Source organism: Streptomyces jeddahensis (assembly GCF_001642995.1).
Taxonomy (GTDB): domain Bacteria; phylum Actinomycetota; class Actinomycetes; order Streptomycetales; family Streptomycetaceae; genus Streptomyces; species Streptomyces jeddahensis.
Map to the genome: position 1 here is coordinate 45,333 of NZ_LOHS01000096.1, position 21,692 is coordinate 67,024.

General features: G+C 73.1%; 20 protein-coding genes. 12 read left to right on the forward strand and 8 right to left on the reverse strand.

The annotated features are described in order from the left end of the window. Positions 1-87 precede the first annotated feature (87 nt). A complete protein-coding gene (locus tag STSP_RS22700; protein ID WP_067281195.1) occupies positions 88-1,632 on the reverse strand; it encodes a bifunctional phosphatase PAP2/diacylglycerol kinase family protein in 1,545 nt (514 codons plus the stop codon). A gap of 88 nt (positions 1,633-1,720) precedes the next feature. Here STSP_RS22700 and STSP_RS22705 point away from each other — a divergent pair, with 88 nt between their 5' ends. Further along, positions 1,721-3,340, forward strand: coding sequence for an ABC-F family ATP-binding cassette domain-containing protein (locus STSP_RS22705; protein WP_067281197.1), 1,620 nt, complete (start codon positions 1,721-1,723; stop codon positions 3,338-3,340). A gap of 113 nt (positions 3,341-3,453) precedes the next feature. Here STSP_RS22705 and STSP_RS22710 read toward each other — a convergent pair whose 3' ends face one another. Then, positions 3,454-4,563 (reverse strand): baeRF2 domain-containing protein, encoded by a 1,110-nt coding sequence (locus STSP_RS22710; RefSeq protein WP_067281199.1) that lies wholly within the window; start codon positions 4,561-4,563, stop codon positions 3,454-3,456. 57 nt (positions 4,564-4,620) lie between these two features. Between STSP_RS22710 and STSP_RS22715 the strand changes: the two genes are divergently transcribed. Both STSP_RS22715 and STSP_RS22720 read left to right on the forward strand, forming a co-directional pair. Beyond that, the gene (locus STSP_RS22715; RefSeq protein WP_067281202.1) at positions 4,621-4,884 is read left to right on the forward strand and encodes a DUF6158 family protein; all 264 of its coding nucleotides are present in this window, start codon (positions 4,621-4,623) and stop codon (positions 4,882-4,884) included. 5 nt (positions 4,885-4,889) lie between these two features. Then, positions 4,890-5,465 (forward strand): TIGR03086 family metal-binding protein, encoded by a 576-nt coding sequence (locus tag STSP_RS22720; protein ID WP_067281232.1) that lies wholly within the window; start codon positions 4,890-4,892, stop codon positions 5,463-5,465. 47 nt (positions 5,466-5,512) lie between these two features. Here STSP_RS22720 and STSP_RS22725 read toward each other — a convergent pair whose 3' ends face one another. Both STSP_RS22725 and STSP_RS22730 read right to left on the reverse strand, forming a co-directional pair. Next, positions 5,513-5,959 (reverse strand): CBS domain-containing protein, encoded by a 447-nt coding sequence (locus tag STSP_RS22725; RefSeq protein ID WP_067281205.1) that lies wholly within the window; start codon positions 5,957-5,959, stop codon positions 5,513-5,515. A gap of 104 nt (positions 5,960-6,063) precedes the next feature. Beyond that, complete coding sequence (locus STSP_RS22730; RefSeq protein WP_067281207.1) at positions 6,064-6,468, reverse strand: DUF2795 domain-containing protein; 405 nt, start codon at positions 6,466-6,468, stop codon at positions 6,064-6,066. Between the two features lie 195 nt (positions 6,469-6,663). Here STSP_RS22730 and STSP_RS39735 point away from each other — a divergent pair, with 195 nt between their 5' ends. Beyond that, entirely contained in the window at positions 6,664-6,807 is a 144-nt protein-coding gene (locus STSP_RS39735) for a hypothetical protein (RefSeq protein ID WP_198547411.1), read from the forward strand. Positions 6,808-6,980: 173 nt separating this feature from the next. Here the strand turns inward: STSP_RS39735 and STSP_RS22735 are convergent, their stop codons facing one another. Next, positions 6,981-8,777 carry a thiamine pyrophosphate-requiring protein gene (locus STSP_RS22735; RefSeq protein WP_067281209.1) on the reverse strand — a complete coding sequence of 599 codons (1,797 nt, stop codon included), beginning with the start codon at positions 8,775-8,777 and terminating at the stop codon, positions 6,981-6,983. A 283-nt stretch (positions 8,778-9,060) separates the two neighbouring features. On the opposite strand from STSP_RS22735, the gene STSP_RS22740 reads away from it, so the two are divergent. Then, positions 9,061-9,858 (forward strand): RNA polymerase sigma factor SigF, encoded by a 798-nt coding sequence (locus STSP_RS22740; RefSeq protein ID WP_067281210.1) that lies wholly within the window; start codon positions 9,061-9,063, stop codon positions 9,856-9,858. A 62-nt stretch (positions 9,859-9,920) separates the two neighbouring features. On the opposite strand, the gene STSP_RS22745 is transcribed toward STSP_RS22740, so the two are convergent. Continuing rightward, positions 9,921-11,066 (reverse strand): PAS domain-containing protein, encoded by a 1,146-nt coding sequence (locus STSP_RS22745; protein ID WP_067281212.1) that lies wholly within the window; start codon positions 11,064-11,066, stop codon positions 9,921-9,923. A gap of 238 nt (positions 11,067-11,304) precedes the next feature. On the opposite strand from STSP_RS22745, the gene STSP_RS22750 reads away from it, so the two are divergent. The 4 genes from STSP_RS22750 (at position 11,305) to STSP_RS22765 (ending at position 16,720) form a co-directional block, all read left to right on the forward strand. Further along, positions 11,305-12,012, forward strand: a complete 708-nt coding sequence (locus STSP_RS22750; protein WP_078067413.1) for an ANTAR domain-containing response regulator — start codon at positions 11,305-11,307, stop codon at positions 12,010-12,012. A 191-nt stretch (positions 12,013-12,203) separates the two neighbouring features. Further along, positions 12,204-13,541, forward strand: a complete 1,338-nt coding sequence (locus STSP_RS22755; RefSeq protein ID WP_067281214.1) for a hypothetical protein — start codon at positions 12,204-12,206, stop codon at positions 13,539-13,541. Between the two features lie 318 nt (positions 13,542-13,859). After that, on the forward strand, positions 13,860-15,113 hold the full coding sequence (locus STSP_RS22760) for an aminotransferase class I/II-fold pyridoxal phosphate-dependent enzyme (protein WP_067281216.1): 1,254 nt from the start codon (positions 13,860-13,862) through the stop codon (positions 15,111-15,113). A gap of 563 nt (positions 15,114-15,676) precedes the next feature. Next, positions 15,677-16,720 carry an MBL fold metallo-hydrolase gene (locus STSP_RS22765; RefSeq protein WP_067281237.1) on the forward strand — a complete coding sequence of 348 codons (1,044 nt, stop codon included), beginning with the start codon at positions 15,677-15,679 and terminating at the stop codon, positions 16,718-16,720. 17 nt (positions 16,721-16,737) lie between these two features. Here the strand turns inward: STSP_RS22765 and STSP_RS22770 are convergent, their stop codons facing one another. After that, a complete protein-coding gene (locus STSP_RS22770) occupies positions 16,738-17,349 on the reverse strand; it encodes a DedA family protein (RefSeq protein ID WP_067281239.1) in 612 nt (203 codons plus the stop codon). 50 nt (positions 17,350-17,399) lie between these two features. After that, on the reverse strand, positions 17,400-18,224 hold the full coding sequence (locus STSP_RS22775) for an MBL fold metallo-hydrolase (RefSeq protein WP_067281217.1): 825 nt from the start codon (positions 18,222-18,224) through the stop codon (positions 17,400-17,402). 84 nt (positions 18,225-18,308) lie between these two features. Between STSP_RS22775 and STSP_RS22780 the strand changes: the two genes are divergently transcribed. The 3 genes from STSP_RS22780 to STSP_RS22790 all read left to right on the forward strand — a co-directional run bounded on the left by STSP_RS22780 (position 18,309) and on the right by STSP_RS22790 (position 21,606). Then, positions 18,309-18,746 carry a recombinase family protein gene (locus STSP_RS22780; protein ID WP_067281219.1) on the forward strand — a complete coding sequence of 146 codons (438 nt, stop codon included), beginning with the start codon at positions 18,309-18,311 and terminating at the stop codon, positions 18,744-18,746. 208 nt (positions 18,747-18,954) lie between these two features. Then, positions 18,955-21,084: a phage holin family protein gene (locus STSP_RS22785; RefSeq protein WP_067281244.1), complete on the forward strand. Its 2,130-nt coding sequence runs from the start codon at positions 18,955-18,957 to the stop codon at positions 21,082-21,084. A gap of 93 nt (positions 21,085-21,177) precedes the next feature. Continuing rightward, complete coding sequence (locus tag STSP_RS22790; RefSeq protein ID WP_067281221.1) at positions 21,178-21,606, forward strand: OsmC family protein; 429 nt, start codon at positions 21,178-21,180, stop codon at positions 21,604-21,606. Positions 21,607-21,692: the final 86 nt, after the last annotated feature.

Genomic DNA, 21,692 nt, shown 5'->3' on the forward strand with positions numbered 1-21,692 from the left:
CGCAAGGCGGCCCCAGGCGAGGCGGTCTCGCAGGGCGGTTGTGGATCAGCGTATGCGGATGCGCCGAATAATGAGATGGCCATCTCGCTATGTGGGCAAGCCGGTCCGCGGGAGCGGGCGGTAGGCGACCAGCGCCTCAGGCAGCTTGTCGATGCTCAACTCGCCACCGATCGCGGTCAGTTCACCGTCGTACGCCATGGGGGTGCCGTCCGCGATGCCGCTCACCCGCAGTCGGCGCAGGCGCACCGCCGCGTGGAAAGGCGAGCGCGTCAGCGGACCGGCGAGCGCCGCGGCCAGCAGTCGCGGGCCTGGCTTGCGGCCGCCGTGCACCAGGCGCACGTCCAGCAGTCCGTCGGCGAGATCGAAGCGGCGGCCCGGGGCGAGGCCCGTACGGTGATAGGTGCCGTTGCCCGCGAACAGCAGCCATAACGGCTGACCGCGGAGCGCGAACCCGGCCTGCAGCGGATGCCGGTGAGCCTGCAGGACGCGTATCGCCGCGAACACTCCTGCCGCCCATCCGCCGATGCGCGGGGCCCAGCGTTCGCGCTCTTGGACGAGCGCGGCGTACACCCCGAGGCTGAGGTTGTTGAGGAAGTAGCCCTCGCTGGTCCCCGACCGTTCGGTTCCGACGCCGTCCCGTACGACGAACCGGCCGACGTCGACCGCGATCGCCTCACCGCGCTCCACGGCCTCGCAGACGGAGGGGACGTCCTCGATGCCGATGTCCTGCGCGAAGTGGTTGAGCGTGCCGCCGGGAACCACCGCGAGCGGCAGTCCGTGGGTGAGCGCGACCCGCGCGGCCGCGTTCACCGTGCCGTCGCCGCCGCACACGCCCAGGGCCAGGGCGCGACGGGCCGCGCGCTCCAACTCGTCCTTGATGACCTCCGGTTCGCACTCGACGACATCGGCGAGCGGCAGGGCGTCGCGCAGTGCGCGGACGCGTTCCGGCTGGCCCGCCGCCGTGTTGACCACGACGACCAGGCCCTGTCCGCGCGGCAGCGCGGGGGCGTCGGCGACCGGGCGGGCGGCCGGTTGCAGCTGGTCGCGGGTCGGGACGAGGCCGCGTACCGCGAAGGCCGCGCCCGCCCCAAGGGCCATACCGGCCAGCACGTCGCTCGGGAAGTGCACTCCGGTGTAGACGCGGGACAGGGCGACGGCGGCCGCGACCGGAGCGACGGCCGAGCCCCAGCGGCGCGACTCCAGGGCCACACCCGTGGCGAAGGCCGCGGCGGACGCCGAGTGGCCCGAGGGGAACGACGTGGTGATCGGCTGCCGCTTCAGCTGCCGCGTCAGCGGCACCACGTCGAGCACCGGCCTGGCCCGGCGTACGGAACGCTTGCCGATGGTGTTGATGGTCGCGGAGGCGAGCGCCAGCGATGCCGTCCCGCGGAGCGCGGCACGCCGGGCCCGCGGCGACCGCGTCGCGGCGATCGCGGCGGCCGTGCCGAACCACAGCAGCCCGTGGTTGGCGCTGCGGCTCAACCGGGGCAGGAGCCGGTCGGCGCCCGGCCAGTGCCGCGATGCGACCGCCTCGAAGAGGCGGCAGTCGACGGCCACCAGCCGGCTCAGGACGGTGTGGCGCTGGAACTCGGGGACGGTGAGGTCGACATCGGTCGGTGTGCCGGTAGACATGCAGCACGGGTACCCGCATCGCGCGGACTGCCACCAGGTGCAAAAAGCCGTTGCCGCCGCCCCTCGGGGCCCGTCACAATCCGCGACCATGGGGCATCTGGAAGCGGCGCATCTCGAGTACTACCTGCCGGACGGGAGGGCGCTGCTCGGCGATGTCTCGTTCCGGGTCGGCGAAGGCGCGGCGGTCGCCCTGGTGGGGCCGAACGGCGCGGGCAAGACGACCCTGCTGAGGCTGATCTCCGGCGAGCTCAAGCCGCATGGCGGCACCGTCACGGTCAGCGGCGGACTCGGCGTGATGCCGCAGTTCGTGGGGTCGGTGCGCGACACGACGACCGTGCGCGACCTGCTCGTCTCGGTGGCGCCGCCCCGGATCCGCGAGGCCGCGAAGGCCGTCGACGCCGCCGAGCACGCGATCATGACGGTCGACGACGAGGCCGCCCAGCTCCAGTACGCGCAGGCGCTCTCCGACTGGGCCGAGGTGCGCGGCTACGAGGCCGAGACGCTCTGGGACATCTGCACCACGGCCGCGCTCGGCGTCCCGTACGAGAAGGCGCAGTGGCGCGAGGTGCGCACGCTCAGCGGCGGCGAGCAGAAACGCCTCGTCCTGGAGGCGCTGCTGCGCGGAACCGACGAGGTGCTGCTCCTCGACGAGCCCGACAACTACCTCGACGTGCCCGGGAAGCGCTGGCTCGAGGAACGGCTGGGCGAGACCCGCAAGACGGTGCTCTTCGTCTCGCACGACCGCGAGCTGCTCGCCCGCGCCGCCGAGAAGATCGTGAGCGTGGAGCCGAGCCCGGCGGGCAGCGACGTCTGGGTGCACGGCGGCTCCTTCGCCACGTACCACGACGCACGGCGCGAGCGGTTCGAGCGCTTCGAGGAGCTGCGGCGGCGCTGGGACGAGAAGCACGCGCAGCTCAAGAAACTCGTCCTGGACATGCAGCAGTACGCGTCGCGCAGCGACGAGATGGCATCCCGCTACCAGGCGGCGAAGACGCGGCTGCGGAAGTTCGAGGAGGCGGGACCGCCGCCCGAGCCGCCACGCAAGCAGGACATCAGGATGCGTCTGCACGGCGGCCGCACCGGCGTACGCGCCGTCACCTGCAAGGGCCTCGAGCTCACGGGCCTGATGAAGCCGTTCGACCTGGAGGTCTTCTACGGCGAGCGGGTCGCGGTGCTCGGTTCGAACGGCTCGGGCAAATCCCACTTCCTGCGGCTCCTGGCCGGGGACGACGTCGCCCATACGGGGGAGTGGAAGCTGGGCGCTCGCGTCGTGCCGGGTCACTTCGCGCAGACGCACGCCCACCCGGAACTGGAAGGCCGCACCCTCCTCGACATCCTGTGGCGCGAGCACGCCAAGGACCGTGGCGCCGCCATGTCCCGGCTGCGCCGCTACGAGCTGACCGGCCAGGCGGAACAGCGATTCGAGAAACTGTCGGGCGGGCAGCAGGCCCGTTTCCAGATCCTGCTCCTCGAACTCGCGGGCGCCACCGCCCTCCTTCTCGACGAGCCGACGGACAACCTGGACCTGGAGTCGGCCGAGGCGCTTCAGGAGGGGCTGGAGGCGTACGAGGGGACGGTGCTCGCCGTGACCCACGACCGATGGTTCGCTCGGTCGTTCGACCGCTATCTGGTCTTCGGCAGCGATGGTCGCGTGCGCGAGGCGGCGGAGCCGGTGTGGGACGAGCGGCGGGTGGAGCGCACCCGCTGACGCCGGGGCCCCCGGACCGGGGGGAAACGTAATACGCGAGGTACCCGCCGTCGTGGTGTTGTGCCCACCCGTTCCGCCCAGCGGAACGATTGCCCACAACGGGTGCGGCGGCCTCACCTCCAGCGCAGCAGCGCTCCCAGGCCGCCCGCCGGGGAGTCCAGTGGGCGGGCCGTCGACAGGGAACGGGCCTCCGCGTCCGTCGCCACCGCGGAGCGCAGCAGCGCGTCGTCCGCGCGGGCGGGCTGAGGCGCCGGCTCGCCGAGCGGCTCCCTGACCTCGGTACGGGTCACGGCCAGCTGGTCCGGGTCCGGGCCCACCCAGACCTCGCGCCGGGCGTCGGGCGCGCCCGGCCGGACCAGCAGCTCGGCGATGCGGTGCTCGCGCGCGGCCTCGACCAGCGCGGGCACCCCCTCCACGGCGCCCGTGCGGCCCTCCTCGTCCGGGGTGAGCGCGGCCAGGAACCGCTCCAGGTCCTCCTCCGCCCGGCGCCGCGTATGGTCGGCGCGTGCCTGGTCGACCTCCTGGTCGAGGAGCCGGCTCGGCGCCCCGTGCGCGGCCTCCACCGTCTGGGGGTGCAGCCGCTGCGGCAGACGTTCGTGCACCGCGCGCCGCTGGCGGTCGTCGCCCACCAGTATCAGCAGGTCGGCCCGGGTCTCCTCCTCGCACACGGTGAGCGCGTCGGCGATCTCCGCGGCGTTGCGCTCCCAGGTGTTCTCGACCCGCAGCTGGAAGTGGCGTTCGGACCAGTCCGACGAGGCCGTACGGTGCACCGGCCACTGCCGCCCGGCCACCGCACCGGCGTCCTGCGTCCCCCGCGCGCCGCGCAGCTCGAAGTCGGCGCCCCGCCGGTCGATGTACGCGACCAGGCACACCGGGTCCTCCCCGGCCAGCTCCAGCAGCGGAGCCGTGTGCGGCAGGACCCCCCAGTGCGCCTGGGTGCCGCCAGGGGCCACGGTCAGCGGCGGATCCAGGACGACGGTCCCGGCCGTGGCGAACAGGGCCCGCCCGAACGGCTCGGTGGAGTGGCGCAGGTCCTCGAGGGCCGTGCGGACGGCCCGGCACGTCTCCTCGTCGGCCCCCTGCTCGGCCAGGTTGCGGGACACGGACAGGGCCTCGAGTGATCGCTCGTCCGGCGTGGACTCGGTGTGCCGTGAGGTGTCTGCGTACACGGAGGCCCAGGGTCCGGGATGTTCGTAGAGTGGATTGAGGAACTCGAGATCCATGGCTTCCTCCCGGACGCCGTCCTGTGCCGTTCGTGGCGGTTCGGGTACCCGGTACGTATGGAACGACACGATGACGAATGGGGCGCCGACATGGACGGAGTCGACCCGGTCCGCTTGGACGACCAGCAGCTCATGAAGGAGCTGGAGACGATCCACCGCACCCGTCACGACACGCTGCTGTACGGGTCCAACGACGCGCTGCGCGCCCACAACGAGCGCATGGCGCAGCTGGAGGGCGAGTATCTGCGCCGCCACCCGCGCCGGCCCGTCGCCTCGGGCCGTACCCGTGAGGGCGCGCGGGAGAGGGAGTGCGGGCGGTGACCGCGATGGCAGAGAATCCGCTGCTCGTGCGGCACTCCGAAGCGCTGGACCTGTGCACCGAACGGGTACGGGCCATCCGTCCGGACCAGTGGGACGCGCCAACGCCGTGTGCGGAGTGGACGGTCCGTGACCTCGTCAATCACCTCACGGCCGAGCAGCTGTGGGTGTCGCCGCTGGTCGTGCACGGCGCCACCATCGAGGCGATCGGAGACACCTTCGACGGCGACATGCTCGGCCACGAGCCCGTCGCGTCCTGGGAGAACGCGGCTGAGGCGTCCCGCAGGGCCTTCCACACCCACGGCGCCCTCGACCGCATCGTCCATCTCTCGTACGGCGACACCCGCGGTTCGAACTATTGTTCACAAATGATCGCGGACCTGGTGGTCCACGCCTGGGACCTGTCCCGCGCGATCGGCGCCGACGAACGCCTTCCGGCGCACCTCGTCGACTTCACAGTGCGCGAAGTCACGCCGTACGCGGCGGAGTTGGAGAAGAGCGGCCTGTTCGCCGCACCGGTGGAGCCGCCGCCGGACGCGGATGTGCAGACGAAGCTGCTGTGCCTGCTGGGGCGGCGGCCGTAAGAGGGCCGTGGCCGCTCCTGACGGCGGTGGGGTGCGCGCCGTCAGGCTCAGGGGTGCGCAGAGCGTGCCGCGGGCGAACTGCCCGGCTCGGCACGGCTGATGTCGGCGAGCGCGGAGGACGGGTCCTGCGCGACCGCGAGGTCCCCGAGGCTCACCACCCCCACCGGGAGGCCGTCCTCGACGACCGGCAGCCGGCGCACCGCGTGGTCCCGCATGAGGTGCACGGCGGCCGACACGGCGTCGTCCGGCCCGATGACGACCGGGTCCGGGGTACACACGGACTGGGCGCTCACCGTCAGCGGGTCCGCTCCGTCGGCGACCGCACGCAGCGCGATGTCCCGGTCCGTGAGCACCCCGATCACGCCCTGCTCGTCGGTGACCAGGACATCGCCGATGTCCTGGGCCCGCATGAGCTGGGCGGCCTCGACGAGCGAGGCGTCCGGACGTACCGCGACGACGCCCGGCGTCATGACTTCCCTCACCAGATCGGCCATGTCTCTGGGCCCTTTCTGCGTTCCGCGGCCGGCGTCGCCGGCAGGGGTACGGCCGACGACCGTGACCCCGCCCGCAGTACCCCTGTGGCGAGGCCTCATGCCTCTCACCGGCCCTGCGCGTGCCGCGGCCCCTCCTGCTCACGGACCAGGGCATGGGCGAGTTCCTGCACCGTTTGGTAGACGGTGCCGCGGCGGAGCCGCTCCACCGGCTCGATCAGCGCGTCGGGCGCGTGCCGCTTGCGCAGCATGCGCGCCAGGCGGGCGGAGTCGGCCGGGAAGGCGGAGCGTCCCAGATGCCGTGCCAGCTCGTAGCGCATGACGGCCACCGGCTCCGGTGAACGGCTCGGCGTCACGGGTCCGTTGACGACCTCCGGGTCGTCGTCGGCGGTCGGTTCCGGGTCGTTCCACTCCTCGGTCCTGGTGGGGTGCCACGTCCTGAGCCGCCCCTGTAGTTCGTGCTTCATCTCCTCGTCCTTGTGGACGCTGAGCCGGTCGCTGCCTCGCTGCATCGTTCCCTCCAGTTGCTCGGGGAAGTCGTCTACGAGTACCCGGCCGGCCCTCGTCGACACGCGCCCGGGCTTCTCCCGCAACCGTGGTTTGCCTTGCGGCCACTGGGAGACCCGGCCTGAACACCCCACGCACGGAAACACCCCGCGCAACCACTCTCGGGACCATCCGGGACCAACGGGGAAGGGGGCACGGCCATGATGGTGCTCACAGTGATCATTCCGGTGCTGATGCTGGGGGCGGTCCTGGCGCTCGGCCGGTACGAGGAGTGGATCCTGCCACCAGCCGAGGAGCCGGAGCAGCAGCCCCACGCCGCCGTATCGAGCCCGTCCGGCGTCTGAGGACGAGCCCGAACGGCGACGTGCAGGTGCGCAGTGCTGCCGGGGGTCCTCGCAAGCGCAGTGCTGCCGGGGCCCCTCGGCGCGAGGGCCCCCGGCGGTGGCCACGGAGAGGGCCCTGGCGGGGCCGCGGGAACGGCGCTGAATAGTTCAGCAGCGCAGCGAACTGTTCATGGTCAGCGCGGCCTGCCGCCCCCCGGCAGAAACTCCTGCACCTTCGCCTTCAGCCCTTGCCGCAGCACCGACATCCGCCCCGCGTCGCCCTTGAGGAGCGACGCGGCCGTCGCCTCCAGCTGCTCCCACGTCGCATGCGGCGGAATCGGCGGCACCGACGGATCCGTCAGGAACTCGATCACCGCCGGGCCCTCGGCCTCGAGGCCCGCGCGCCAGCCCGCCTCCACGTCCCCGGGCTTCTCGACCCGGACGCCGGTCAGCCCGATCGACCGCGCGAACGCCGCGTACGGCACATCCGGCAGCTCCTGCGACGGCAGGAACGACGGGGCGCCGCCCATGGCGCGCAGCTCCCAGGTCACCTGATTCAGGTCCTGGTTGTTCCAGACCCCGATGACCAGCCGCGGATCCTCCCACTGATGCCGGTACTTGGCCGCCGTGATCAGCTCCGCCAGGCCGTTCATCTGCATCGCACCGTCTCCGACCAGCGCGATCGCGGGCCGGTCCGGATGCGCGAACTTCGCGCCGATCGCATACGGCACCCCGCAACCCATCGTGGCGAGCGTCCCGGAGAGAGACGAGCGCATCTCGCCCCGCATGGTCAGATGCCGGGCGTACCAGTTGGCGACCGACCCCGAGTCGGACGTGATGATCGCGTTGTCCGGGAGCATCGGGTCCAGGGCCCGCGCCACGTACTCGGGATTCACCGGGTCCGCCGACAGGCCCGCGCGCCGCTCCATCACCTCACGCCACCGCGCGACACCCGCGCAGATCTCGTCGAACCACTCGCGTCCGCGGTCCCTGTCAAGGAGCGGGATCAGCCGCTGCAGCGTGGCCTTCGCGTCGCCGACGAGATTCACCTCGTACGGATAGCGCATCCCGACCATGTGCGGATCGATGTCGATCTGCACGCCGCGCGCCGTGCCGAACTCCGGCAGGAACTGCGAGTAGGGGAACGACGAGCCGATCGTGAGGAGCGTGTCGCAGTCGCGCATCAGCTCGTACGAGGGGCGGGTGCCGAGCAGGCCGATCGCGCCCGTGACGTAAGGGAGTTCGTCGCTCAGCGCGTCCTTGCCCAGCAGAGCCTTCGCGACGCCCGCGCCGAGCAGCTCGGCGATCTCCTCGACCTCGGCCCGCGCCCCCGCCGCGCCCTGGCCGATCAGGATCGCCGCCTTGTCGCCGGCGTTCAGCACCTCCGCGGCCCGCTCCAGCGAGGTCTGGGACGGCAGCGCCGTCCAGCCGCTGCGGTCGAGGCTCGAGGGCACCATCTTGAACTCGTGCGTGGGCGGCGAGTACTCCAGCTCCTGCACATCGCCCGGGATGATCACGGCGGTGGGGCAGCGGCGCGCGTATGCGGTGCGGATCGCCCGGTCCAGGACGTTCGGCAGCTGCTCGGGCACCGTCACCGTCTCCACGAAATCGGAGGCGACGTCCTTGAAGAGCGTGTGCAGATCGACCTCCTGCTGGTACGAGCCGCCCATCGCGCTGCGGTGGGTCTGCCCGACGATCGCCAGCACCGGCACGTGGTCGAGCTTGGCGTCGTACAGGCCGTTGAGGAGGTGGATCGCGCCCGGCCCGGACGTGGCCGCGCACACCCCCAGCCGGTGGCCGAACTTCGCATAGCCGACCGCCTCGAACGCGGACATCTCCTCGTGCCGCGACTGGATGAAGCGTGGCTGGTCCTCGGCCCGGCCCCAGGCGGCGAGCAGGCCGTTGATGCCGTCCCCGGGATACCCGAAGACGTGCTCCACACCCCACTCGCGCAGCCTGGCGAGGATGTGATCGGCGACCGTGGTGCTCATGAGGAGACCTCCCGGAACGGGGCGTGGACGGACGGTGAGACCACGGCAGCGGGTCACCACGGGGTCCGCGCGGAAACCTCGGCGTTCCGCGCCGGCTCGTGTTTGCGTCCTCCGCGTAGGGGCAGGCGCAGGTCAGTGCTTCGGACCGGAGGCACGTCCGTGGGAGACCCGGTGATCAGGAAAATGGTCATTCGCCCCGGGTGTGCCCCGCGCGGCTCGAATGCTCTCCCACGGTGACCGGCTACATCGCAGGCACGCACCTTCTAGGGAGCGCGACGCAACCATGCGAACCCAGGCACAAGCGAAGAAGCAGCACCCGCACGACGACGCACCCGACACCACAGAAGCCTTCCGCAAGCTCGCCGAGCTGCCCGACGGGCCTGAGCGCGACGCACTGCGCCAGGAGATCGTCGAGGCCTGGCTCCCCATGTCCGAACGGCTCGCCGGACGGTTCCGCGGGCGCGGCGAGTCCCTGGAGGATCTGCGCCAGGTCGCCGCGCTGGGGCTCGTCAAGGCGGTCGACCGGTACGACCCGGCACGCGGCTCCGCGTTCGAGAGCTACGCCGTGCCCACCGTCACCGGTGAGATCAAGCGGCACTTCCGCGACCACATGTGGACCCTGCACGTGCCGCGCCGCGTCCAGGACCTCCGCAACCGGGTCCGCTTCGCCTGCCAGGACCTGTCGCAGTCCGTCTCCGGACGGATGCCCACCGTCGCTGAGATCGCCGAGCACGCCCATATGAGCCACGAGGACGTGCTGGTCGGCCTGGAGGCGCTGGAGAGCTTCACCGCGCTCTCCCTGGACGCCGAACTGCCGGGCAGCGAGGACGGATACGCGCTGCGCGACGCGCTCGGCGCGCCTGACCCGGCGCTCGACGTGGTGATCGACCGCGAGGCCGTCAAGCCGCGTCTGCAGCAGCTGCCCGAGCGGGAGCGCACGATCCTCTACATGCGGTTCTTCGGCGACATGACGCAGAGCCGCATCGCCGAGCAGCTCGGCATCTCCCAGATGCACGTGTCGCGGCTGATCAGCCGCTGCTGCGAGAAGATGCGCGACCAGGTCCTGAGCGAGGCGGCGTAATCGCCCACCCGTACACGTACGAGTGGCACGGCCTGTGCGCACCGTCCGGTGCGCACAGGCCGTCACCCCTCGCGGCGCATCGCGAGGGCGATGTGGCGCGACATCATGTCGATCGCCTTCGCCTCGGCCAGCGAGAACGCCAGCCGCGCACCTGTCCTGAAGAGGGTGAGCACTCCCTGCACCGCCCCGCCCGTGCCCGTGGCGAGCGGCACGCACAGGAGCGACGTCACATCGGCACGTACGAGGACGGGGGCACCGGTCGTGTCCCGGCCGAACGCCTCCGGATCCTCCGGACGCACCTGCAGGGCCGCGGACCCGCCGCGTGCCGCTTCGACGACGAGGGGGCACGCGGCGGGGTCCTGCTCCGCGACGGCCTCGATGTCCGCGCCCGGAGGGCCCAGCACCGTCGTACGCGTCAGACGCTCCGCGCCCGCGTCGGCCACCACCCAGTCGGCGAACCGTCCGTTCAGGACCCCGGCCGCCCGCTCCAGCGCCCCGGCCCGGTCCCCGGGCGGGGCGGACAGCAAGGCCGTGGCCATGGCGTCCACCAGGTCCATCAGTGCCGCGTGCCGCGTCGTCTCGGCGAGATCGGGCACCGCGCCCGAGCGCGGCGAGCCGCCGGGCCTGGCAGGCCGGCCGCCGGCTGCCGGTTGCAGGACGACGAGGACCGCGGTCCGCGGTTCCGAGCTCGGCCGCAACGCGGTGAGCGACGCACGGACCGGTACGGCAGGGCGCTGCTGCAGATGAACGGTGAGGCTGCGGTCCCCGTCGCCCCGCGCCACGGCCGCCGCCTGGGACCGGAACGCGGCCCGGTCGGCCTGCGCGAGGAATCCGGTGAGCGGGCGGCCGGTCGCGTATCCGGCGCGGACACCCGTGAACTCCGTCGCCGCGACGTTCAGCCGGCGTACGACCGTCTCCCGGTCCACGAGCGCCACCGGCAGCGGAAACCGCTGGAAGACCGCCCGGAGCAACTGCTGTTCCTCACGATCGTTGGACGGACGGCTGCCGACGGAAGCGCCTGCGGAACCACCGGCGGCGAGCCGCTCGTACCACGGCCACAGCTGGTCGGCGACGTGGTCGAGCTCGAAGATCGCCGCGTCGAGGACCGGCGGCAGCTCGTTTGCCGGGACGGAGCGGGCCGCCTTCAGCTCCGCGACGCGGCGCACGAAATCCGCGAGCTCCTCACCGAACGCGTCCGTCTGAGCCATGCGAAGAACGTATCCCGTGGAGCACGCGCCCGGGGAGGCGACGGGAGTCCCGGCCGTGTGTTTTCCGCCGTGTTTCCCGCTGGGTTCGTCCGGGCAGCCGCAGCGTGAGCCGGGCACCACCGTCGAGAAGAGACAGCCGAGAAGAGACATCAGCACGAGAGCACGAGAGCAGGAGAAGCAAGACAGCACGCGAGCAGGCGAGGCAGGAGCGAGCGTGACCACGGAGGAGGTCTATGGCATGACGGAATCCGAATTCCTCGGACCGGAGTCCCCGGAATCCGCCCTTCCGGGGCGAAGGCTCTCGGAGCTGGCAGAGCAGGCGGCTCGCTGCACCGCCGCCTGCTGCGGTGCCGGTACGACGGCGTCCGACGGCGGTTCCGAGCGGCCCGCCGCGGTGACCCATCCCGACCTGGCCGGGCTCGTCGCCGTACAGCTGCGCTCCGGCGAGGGACCGATACCGGCCGCGGAGGAGCGCGGCGAGCCGGTCGGGGCCGGGGACCTGCTGAACGAACGGCGGTGGCCCGAATACCGCGCCGTGGCTCTCGACTCCGGTGTGCGCGCCTGCGTGACGCTGCCGTTCCGGCGCCCCCATCTCACCGTCACGCTCAGCCTGTACAGCTTCCGCCCCGGTGCTCTGGAAGGGGCCGCGCGCGGTCCCGCCCAGGCACTCGGTGATCTCGCCGCGACCTGCCTCGTACGCGACCGCTCGTACCGGGCGGCACTCACGGAGGTCGACCACCTCGGTGCCGCCCTGCGTGCGCGTCCCCTGGTCGACCAGGCCTGCGGCATCGTCATGCACGTGCTGGGCTGCGACGCCGACGCAGCCTTCGCGATCCTCAAGCGGATCTCCCAGGGCACCAACCGCAAACTCTCCGATGTCGCGTCCGGCCTCGTGGACACCCGCGGCCGGGGACTCGAGAGGGAACTGGCGTCGCTGGCCGGCTGAGCAGGTCGGGCGGCGTCCGCTGCGCGGCAGCGCCACGAAGGGCGCGGGGCGGCCTGCTCGTCACACGGCTGGCTTCGCGGGTAGCGCGAATGGGGTACGGCCGCGCGCGCATCGCCGGTGGGCGGGCTGTGATGGGGTGCGGGGCACGGACCCGCCGTGCCTGCCGCGACGCCGGCCGAAGGAGCCCGCTCATGCGTACTGCCCGCGCCCTCGCCGCCACCGTCCTGGCCTCGGCCGCCGTGGCCGGCGCCGGGCCCGTCGCCCATGCGGTGGCCGCTGCGGCGTACGGGGTGGGGGATGCGGGGGCCGCTGTGTCCGACGGGGGTTCGGAGCAGAGCGGCGGGTCGCAGGAGCCTTCTCGTCAGGGGCAGTTGGAGGGGGTGACGGAGTCCGTACAGCCCCAGGGTGGTCTGAAGGAGCCCGGGGCGCCGGAGGGATCCCAGCGGCTGGAGTCGCCTGGTACCCGGCAGGACGCCGAGGGCCGGCAGGAGGCCGACGATCGGCAGGACGCCGACGGCCGGAAGGACGCCGAAGGGCGGCAGGACTCTGCCGCCCCAGAAGAGACCGCTCTCGAAGGGACCGCCGCCGAGCGAGAACCGGCGGCGCCGGAGGAGCCTGGTGGTGGCAGAGACCCCGCGGCATCGAAGAAGCCTGGTGAGGAGAGGGATTCTGCCGCCGCCGAGGAACCCGGTGGCCGTAAGGAGCCGGCGAGCCCGAAGGCCCCCGACTCCGCCGCCCCCGAAGGCCCTGACGACGTGGGGCAAGGAATCCCTGACGATGTGGGGCAGCCTCCGGGCCCGAGCGAGCCCCTGGGCCCGGACCAGCCTGCGGGCCCGAGCGAGCCCCTGGGCCCGGACCAGCCCCTGGGCCCGGACCAGCCTCGGGGCTCGAGCGAGCCCCTGGACCCGGACCTGCCCCCGGGCCCGGACGAACCCCCAGGCCGGGACGCGTCAGAGGAACCGGGCGGTGCATCGGCGTCGGCCGGTCACACGCAGCAAGGGAACCAAGGAGACTCGGCCGCGGAGGGCGCGGAGGCCGCGGACGTCGAGCCGAAGCGGGTGGCGCCCGGTGGATCGGTCGCCATCTCGGTCTCCTGCGACCCGGGCGGGGGCACACCGCCCGAGACCATCACCGCGACGTCGCGCGCCTTCGAGCAGGGCAAGGTCCAGCTGCGCCGGGTGCAGGGCGACGACGGCGCCGTCGCGGCCGCCGCCTACCGCGGCACCGCCCGTATCCCGGCGACGGGATCCTCCGAAGGCGGGTCCGACGCGTCCGGCCGGGCCTCCGAGTGGGGTGTGGACGGCGACTGTCCGGGCGGCAAGCAGTGGTCCGCGTCCTTCACCGTCGCGGACGGCGCCGACGCCGACGCCGGCACCGACTCCAACGTGCCGCGCGGCGTACACGCCGGCGACGGCGGCAGCTTCGCGGGATCCCCCGCGGCGATGATCAGCGGTGGTGTTCTGATCGCGGGCGCGGTCGGTGCCGGTGTCTACCGGGTGTACCGCAGGGAAGGGGCCGAGGACTGCTGATGTGGCCGACAGTCGTCGGACGGCCGACCGGCCCCGGCAGGCCGGTCGTCGTACACGCGTGTGACAGCCGTCGGCACGTGCGCGTGGAAATGGATCAGCGGGACGCTGGGTACTGAGAGGCCATGAGGAGTCTGCGGGTCCGTATGGACGACCGTATGCACGACCGTAGGGACAGGCGGGTGGCTCTGCGTCGGAACAGGCGTCCAAAGAGCGGACCTGCAAGAACAGGCGTCCCGACGGCCGTACGGACGACGGCAGGCACAGAGACCGAACGGTGACGGGCACGGGAAGCGACACGTGACTGCACGGAGGTAGTACATGCGGCGGAGGCGGACGGACCCAGGGGGGCACGGCCCCGTCCGGTACGGCCCGCCGATTCCCGAGCAGGGGCTGCCGGTGCTGCCCGAGCTCTCCGCGGTGCTGGCCGCGGCCGCGGGCGCAGCCGACGCGGAACCGTCCGGCGGCGGACCCGCGCTCCTGGACGCCGTCGGCGGCTACTGGGAGCGCCGCGGCCTGTCCTGCGAGCGGGGCCATGTCGCCGCAGCGCCCGGCGCTCCGGCGCTGCTGCTGGCGTTGACCGGCGCGCTCGCCGGCGACGTGTTCCTGCCGCGTCCCTGCCCCGCCTGGTGGACGCCGACGGCGCGGCTGCTCGGCAGATCGGTGTTCCATGTGCCGACGCCCGCCGAATGCGGCGGCATCCCCGATCCGTACGCGCTCCTGGAGACCGTACGCAGGGTCCGTGCCGAAGGCGGGAACCCGCGGGTGCTCGTGCTCGGCGTCGCGGACGATCCCACCGCCACCGTGCCGCCGCCCGAGGTGCTCCACGAGACCGTTGAGGCCGCCGCGGGCGAGGGACTGCACATCGTCAGCGACGAGACATGGCGCGACACGGTGCACCGGCCGCACGAGACCGTCGTCGTGAGCCCGGCCGACATGCTGCCGGAGCAGGTCACCGTCCTGTGCGACCTCTCCGGGGCGCTGCTGCCCACCGGATGGCCGGCCGCCATCGCCCGCTTCCCCGCCACGGAGCGCGGCTCGGACCTGCGGAACCGGGTGCTCGACGTGCTCACCGCGATCGGCGCCCGCGTCGCCACGCCGACCGCCGCGGCCGCCGCGTACGCCCTCGGGGAACCCGAGGCGGTCACGGCACGCCTCGCCGCGGAGGTGCGGGTGCACGCGCGCGTGGCCGCCGCCGCGCATCAGGCCGTGCTCGCGGCGGGCGGCCTGGCGCTGCCCCCGCAGGCCGGCCGCCATCTCTACGCCGACCTCGGCCCGCTGCGGTCGGCGCTCGCCGAGCGGGGAGTCACCGACGCGCAGGAACTGGAGGACTTCCTCACCGGACGCCTGGACCTGCCCGTGCCAGGCGGCCACCGCTTCGGCGACCACATGGGCGAGTTGCGCGTCCGGCTGTCCACGGGGTCCCTCCTCGGTACCACGGAGGAGGAGCGGGCTGAGTCGCTCACGGCATCAGACCCTCTGGCATTGCCGTCTGTGGAGCGTGCGTTGAGCATGTTCGGATCGGTACTGGACGATCTCCGCGCCGACGCCCAGCGATTGGAGCCGCCTCGATGACGGAGCACCACCAGTCGACGACGCAGCAGTCAGCCGAGCTGTCGGAACGGGACCCCACCGGGGAGGGCACCGGCCCGGGACCGCCCGCCGCGCCACGCGCGTCCGGGCGCGAGGCGTTCGCCGCGCCCGACGCGTTCGCCGGGCCCGGTGCGCGGTCCGGGGCAGCCGCAGCCGATCCGGACCGCGCACCGGCGGCCTTCGGCGGGAGCGAGCTCCCCGCCGCGCCGCCAGTCGCGTCCCGCGACAAGCCGGCGGCCCTCGGCTCCCCCGCCTCCCGCGAAGCCGGAGCCGAGCCCGGGTCGCTCGGCTCGGGCGCGGCCCGCGAGGCCGACGCGGCGGGACGGGTCGCCGCCCGCGACGGGACCGATAGAGCCGTCGGGTTTGCCGCCCGAGCCGAGGCTGGGTCGCTCGGCTCGGGCGCGGCCCGCGAGGCCGACGCGGCCGGACGGGCCGCCGCCCGCGACAGGGCCGACAGAGCCGTCCGGCCTGTCACTCGAGCCGAGGCAGATAGAGCCGTCCGGCCTGTCACCCGAGCCGACGCAGACAGAGCCGTTGGGCCTGCCGTGCGAGCCGAGGCCGACAGAGCCGTCCGCCCTGTCGCCCGCGACCAGGCCGCACCCCTCAGTCGGCCCCCCGTCGTCCTCCCCGCACCCCGTCCCCTCGGCGAGCCCCGGATCTGGCCGAGGCCCTTCCTGGATCGGCTGACCTCGCCCCTGCCCGGGATCCGGGCGTTTGCGCGGTTCGCTCGGGAAGGGGCTCTGCGGCCGCGGCCCGAAGGGCTGGCCGACATTCCGCGGCTGCCGTTCGAGCCGGGGCCGTTGCCCGTCGTCGACGCCGGTACCGTCGCCCTGACCTGGGCCGGGCACGCCAGCTGGGTGATCCGTATCGGCGGGCTCACCGTGCTCACCGACCCCGTCTGGTCCCGCAAGATCCTCGGCACCCCGGCCCGTATCACGCCGGTGGGCGTCGCCTGGGATGCCCTGCCGCCCGTCGACGCGGTCGTCATCAGCCACAACCACTACGACCATCTGGACGCTCCCACGATCGCCCGGCTTCCGCGGGACACCGCGGTCTTCGTGCCGGCCGGGCTCGGCCGCTGGTTCCGGCGGCGGCGCTTCACGCGCGTCACGGAACTCGACTGGTGGGAGGCCGCGGAGACCGGCGGCGTGCGGTTCGACTTCGTCCCGGCCCACCACTGGTCCAAGCGGCGCCTCAACGACACCTGCCGCTCACTCTGGGGCGGCTGGGTCCTCACCGATCAGGCCGGGCAGCGCGTCTACTTCGCCGGGGACACCGGCTACGGCCACTGGTTCTCGCGTATCGGACACCGCTACCCCGGTATCGACGTCGCGCTGCTGCCGATCGGCGCGTACGACCCCCGGTGGTGGCTCAGGGACGTCCACTGCAATCCGGAGGAAGCGGTTCAGGCGGCCCAGGATCTCGGGGCGCGCCGCATGGCGCCCATGCACTGGGCGACGTTCCTGCTCTCGGCCGAACCCGTCATGGAGCCCCTGACGCGCGTACGGAACGCCTGGGAGGCGGCGGGCCTCGCGCGCGAGGACCTCTGGGACCTGCCGGTAGGCGGGTCACGGGTGCTCGACGTGTGACCCCGCGGGCCGGCCCGTCAGGCCGTCGATCCGCGCAGCCGCCGCCACACCGACGGCACCGCGCTGATCAGCAGTGTCAGGGCCACCGCGGCCACCACGCCCTCCCACGGTTCCGGGAACAGGGAACCGCCGAGAATGCCGATGAGCTGGTACGTCGCCGTCCAGGCGAGGCACGCCGGCACATCACCGCGCGCGAACCGGCGCAGCGGCATCTTCGCCAGCAGACAGGCCAGCATCACCGGGAGTCGGCCCGCGGGCACCAGCCGGGACAGGACGAGCACCATCACCCCATGGTCGTCGAGCTTCCGCTGCGACTGGGCCAGCCGGTCCTCCGGGGCGCGGGCGCGGATCGCCTCCAGCCACCGCGAACCGTTCTTCGACCGCATACCGCGCCGCCCCAGCCAGTACAGCGCCACGTCGCCGAGGAACGCCGCGAGCGCCGCCACGAAGAAGACGAGCAGCAGCGCGAACGGTGCCGTCTGGTGGAACGCCACCACGGCCGCCGAACTGACCAGCGCCCCGGTCGGCACGACCGGCACCAGCGCGCCGATCAGCACCAGCAGGAACAGCGACGGGTACCCGACGGCCTGCTGCGTGGACTCCGGCGGCACGGTCGCCGCGGCCCCCAGCGGCGAATCGGCCGCGTACGCGAGTGCGAGCGCGCCGTGGAATGCGTGGCTCACCGGGCCCCGCCCTCCGGGCCCCCGGACGGCGCCTCCGGGGAAGCGCCGGGACGCGCGCCCCCCGGCCGCACACTCTCCCCGTGCCCCAACAGGTGCACCGCCACCTCCGGCGCCCGCGCCGCCGCCAGCCGTACGAACTCGTCGCCCGGTGCGTGGAACTCGTGCGGCCGTACCGCGTCCATGCCGATCGGCCAGTACGTCCCGTAGTGCACGGGTACGGCGCTGCCGGGGCCGAGCAGGGCGAGTGCCTCGGCAGCGCGGCCCGCGTCCAGATGGCCGTGGCCGAGATACGGGCCCCAGCCACCCACGGGCAGCAATGCCACATCCACGTCGCCCACTTCCTTGGCCATCTCGTCGAACAGCCCGGTGTCCCCGGCGAAGTAGGTACGGGCCTCGCCGTCGATCACATAGCCGAGCGCGGGGGAGCGCTGCCGTCCGAACGGCAGCCGCCGCCCGTCGTGCAGCGCGGGCACAGCGCGTACGACAAGCTCGCCGACCACCGTCTCGTCCCCGGGCCGGACCTCCGTCAGATGCAGGTGGGTCAGCTTCCGCAGGCCCGGGACGGCCCGCAGCGCCCCGCCCGGCACCAGCAGCCGCGTGCCCGGCACGAGCCGGACGAGCGACGGAAGGTGCAGGTGGTCGGCGTGCAGATGCGAGATCAGCACCACGTCCGCGACCGACGCCTCGGCCGGTGGCAGCGCGCCGCGGCGGCGCCGCAGATGGGCCAGGCGCCGCGCGAACAGCGGGTCCGTCAGCACGCGGGTGCCCGAGTCCTCGACGGTGCAGGTGGCGTGACCCCACCAGGTGATCTCCACCGGCACTGCGGTTCCTCCTTCGGGTAACTCCCCCCGAGCCTACGGGCAGAGGTAGGGTCGGCGGACGAAGCCAGGTGTGAGGGGGACGCCATGGAGGACGCCGGGGACGACGCGGTCGGCCACGCACGTCGCGTGCGTGTCACGGCGATCGCCAGCCTGACGCCTCTCGAGGAGCTGGACGCGGACCCGTTCCTGGTGGACTCGCGCAGCCAGCACGCGATGTGCGCCCGCTGGGCCGCCGAGCACGGGTACGTCGTGACGCGCGAACTGGTCGTGCACGCCCTGCGGCCCGACCACCGTGTGCTGTGGGCGGACGTCGACGCGGGGCTGGTGGACCTGTTCGTCGCGCCGAGCCGGCGGGTGCTGGAGCGTGCGCTGCGGTCCGTGGACGAGTTCACGGCCGAGTGCGCGCGGCGGGGGGTGCGGCTTGAGACTGCGGGGCTGGCTGAACCGGCGTATGACGCGGAGATGAAGGCGCGGATTCATCGGCGGCTGTCGATGCCGACGGCGGGGTACGACGGGTGTTGAGGTCGGCCACCGTAGCTGGTGGCCGACCCTGATTTTTACGGCACCCGCCGTCGTGGGTTGTGCCCACCCTCCCCCAGCTACCGCTGGGAGGTGCCCCCAGCCCTGCGGAACGCCTGCCCACAACAGTCAGCCCCCTGCTCGCCTGTGGAAGGCTGGTGGACATGGACCGTCCGTCCGGGCGGGAGCAGGACGTGAGGTGAAGCAGGGCGTGGCGGACTGGCGGTGGCGGAGGGTCGGCAGCGCCGCGTGGCGCGTGATCGCCGTGTGGGCGGTCAGCACCGTCACCATGCTCGTGCTGGCGGGGATCCTGCCCGACTTCCGGCTGCAGTCCGCGGATGGCGACAGCGGTACGCGTATCGCGATAACCGCCGCCCTTGGCGCGGGGGCCTTCGGTCTGCTGTCGGCCCTGGTGTGGCCGCTGCTCGTCAGGGCGCTGCTGCTGGTGCCCGCCCTCGTCCTCGGGCTGCTCGTCTTCTTCCTCAACGGCTCGCTGCTGCTGGTCGCGATGCAGCTGAACCCGTCCGGCCGCGGCGAGGTCGCCCCCGAGACCGCCGTCGTCGTGGCCGCGGTGATGTCCGCCGTGGCGTCCGCGACGGGCACCGCGCTTGCGGTCCGTGACGACGACGCGTACCGCCGCAGGCTCTACCGGCTCGCCGACCGCCGGCGCAGGCGGGCCATGGCCGGGGCCTGCCCGGCCACCCCCGGCACCGTCTTCATCCAGCTCGACGGCGTCGGCCACGACGTGCTCCTCGACGCCGTCGGCAAGGGACTCATGCCCACCGTCGCCGCATGGCTGGCCAAGGGCCCGGAGGCGGACGCGTCCGTGGACGGCGGCGACGGCGACGCACCGGCCGCCGCCGAACCCACCCACCGGCTCACCCCCTGGCGCACCGACTGGTCCAGCCAGACCGGCGCCAGCCAGCTCGGCATCCTGCACGGCACCAACCACGACATCCCGGCCTTCCGCTGGTACGAGAAGGACACCCGCGAGGTCATGGTCTGCAACCGGCCCAGCAGCGCCGCCGAGCTCCAGCGCCGTGCGATCGCGCACACCGGCGACGGGGGTCTGCTCACGCTCGACGGCGCCAGCCGCGGCAACCTGTTCAGCGGCGGCGCCGACCAGCTCGCCCTCGTCCTGTCCGTCTCCGCACGCCGCGGCCGCGAGAACCGCTCCCGCGCCGGCTACTTCGCCTACTTCTCGGACCCCGCCAACGCCGTCCGTACCGCCATGTCGTTCGTCGCGGAGGTCTGCCGCGAGATCGCCGAGTCGACGCACGCCCGGCTCACGAAACGGCGGCCGCGCGTCTCCCGTGGCGGCCTGTATCCGTTCGTCCGGGCCTTCGCGACGGTCGTCGAGCGGGACGTCGTGGTCGCCGCGGTCGTCGGCGACATGCTCGTCGGCCGCCGTGCCGTGTACGCCGACCTGGTCGCGTACGACGAAGTGGCGCACCACTCCGGGCCGCGCAGCCGCGACGCCGAGAAGGTGCTGCAGAAGCTCGACCGGTCCCTAGCGCTGATCGCGAAGGTCGCCGAGCACGCCCCGCGCCCGTACCGCATCGTGGTGCTCTCCGACCACGGCCAGAGCCCCGGCGAGACCTTCCTCGCCCGCTACGGCCTTACCCTCGCCGACCTGGTCAGGGCCGGCTGCGGGCTGCCCGTGCGACGTCGGGTGGAGCGGACGCGCAGCGGGGCCGAGGCGCGGGCGGCGGTCCGTGCCGCGCTGCACCGGCCCGTCGAGGAGGAGGCGGGGCAGCGCCGGCCGTCCCGCCGCTCGGACCCGCTCGTGCTCGCGTCCGGCAACCTCGGGCTCATCTCCTTCCCGGACGTGCCGCACCGCATGACGCGCGAGGAGATCGACCGGCGCCATCCCGCGCTGCTGTCCACCCTCGCCAACCACCCGGGCATCGGATTCGTGCTCGTCGCCAGCGAGGAACACGGCGGGCTCCTCCTCGGCGCGCGGGGCGCGGAGATCCCCCTGGACGAGCTTGACGGCGACCCCGGACCGCTCGCGGCCTTCGGCCACGGCGCCGCCGACGCCGTACGCCGCACGCACTCCTTCCCGCGCGCCGCCGACATCATGGTCAACTCCTGGTACGACCCCGAGGAGGGCCACGTCCACGCCTTCGAGGAGCAGATCGGCTCGCACGGCGGGCTCGGCGGCGCCCAGAACCAGCCCTTCCTGCTCTCGCCGTACGCGCTCTCCGCACCGGTCGACGACGGCCATGAGCTGGTCGGCGCCGAACACCTGCACAAGGTCTTCCGGCGCTGGCTGAGCGAAGGCGACGGACCGCAGGTGCCGGTGGGCGCAGACGAAGCGGTACGAGAAGAAGAGGTGTGAGCCCTGCTCTTCCGGGTGCGCCGGGCCCGGGTGTGATCGGATGGTGGTTACGGAACCCGGACACGACACGGGACCTCACTGAAGGGATACATCGTGGCAACCACGCGCTCCGCACACACCGTCTGGGAAGGCAACCTGCTCGAGGGCAACGGCGTCGTCACCTTCGACTCCTCCGGCATCGGCGAGCAGCCGGTGTCCTGGCCGTCCCGGGCCGAGAAGGCGAACGGCAAGACCAGCCCCGAGGAGCTCATCGCCGCCGCCCACTCCAGCTGCTTTTCCATGGCGCTGTCCCACGGTCTGACGGGCGCCGGCACCCCGCCGGCCCGCCTCACCACCTCGGCGGACGTGACCTTCCAGCCCGGTACGGGCATCACCGGCATCCATCTGACCGTCGAGGGCCAGGTGCCCGGCATCGACGAGGCGACGTTCGTCGCGGCCGCCGAGGACGCCAAGAAGAACTGCCCGGTGAGCCAGGCGCTGGCCGGCACGACGATCACGCTGGACGCGAAGCTCGTCGGCTGACCCGAGCCACCGGCCACCGGCTACCGGCCACCGGCCGTCGCCGCCGCACCGCCCGTGCCGCCGTCCGTGCCGCCGTCCGTCTCGAC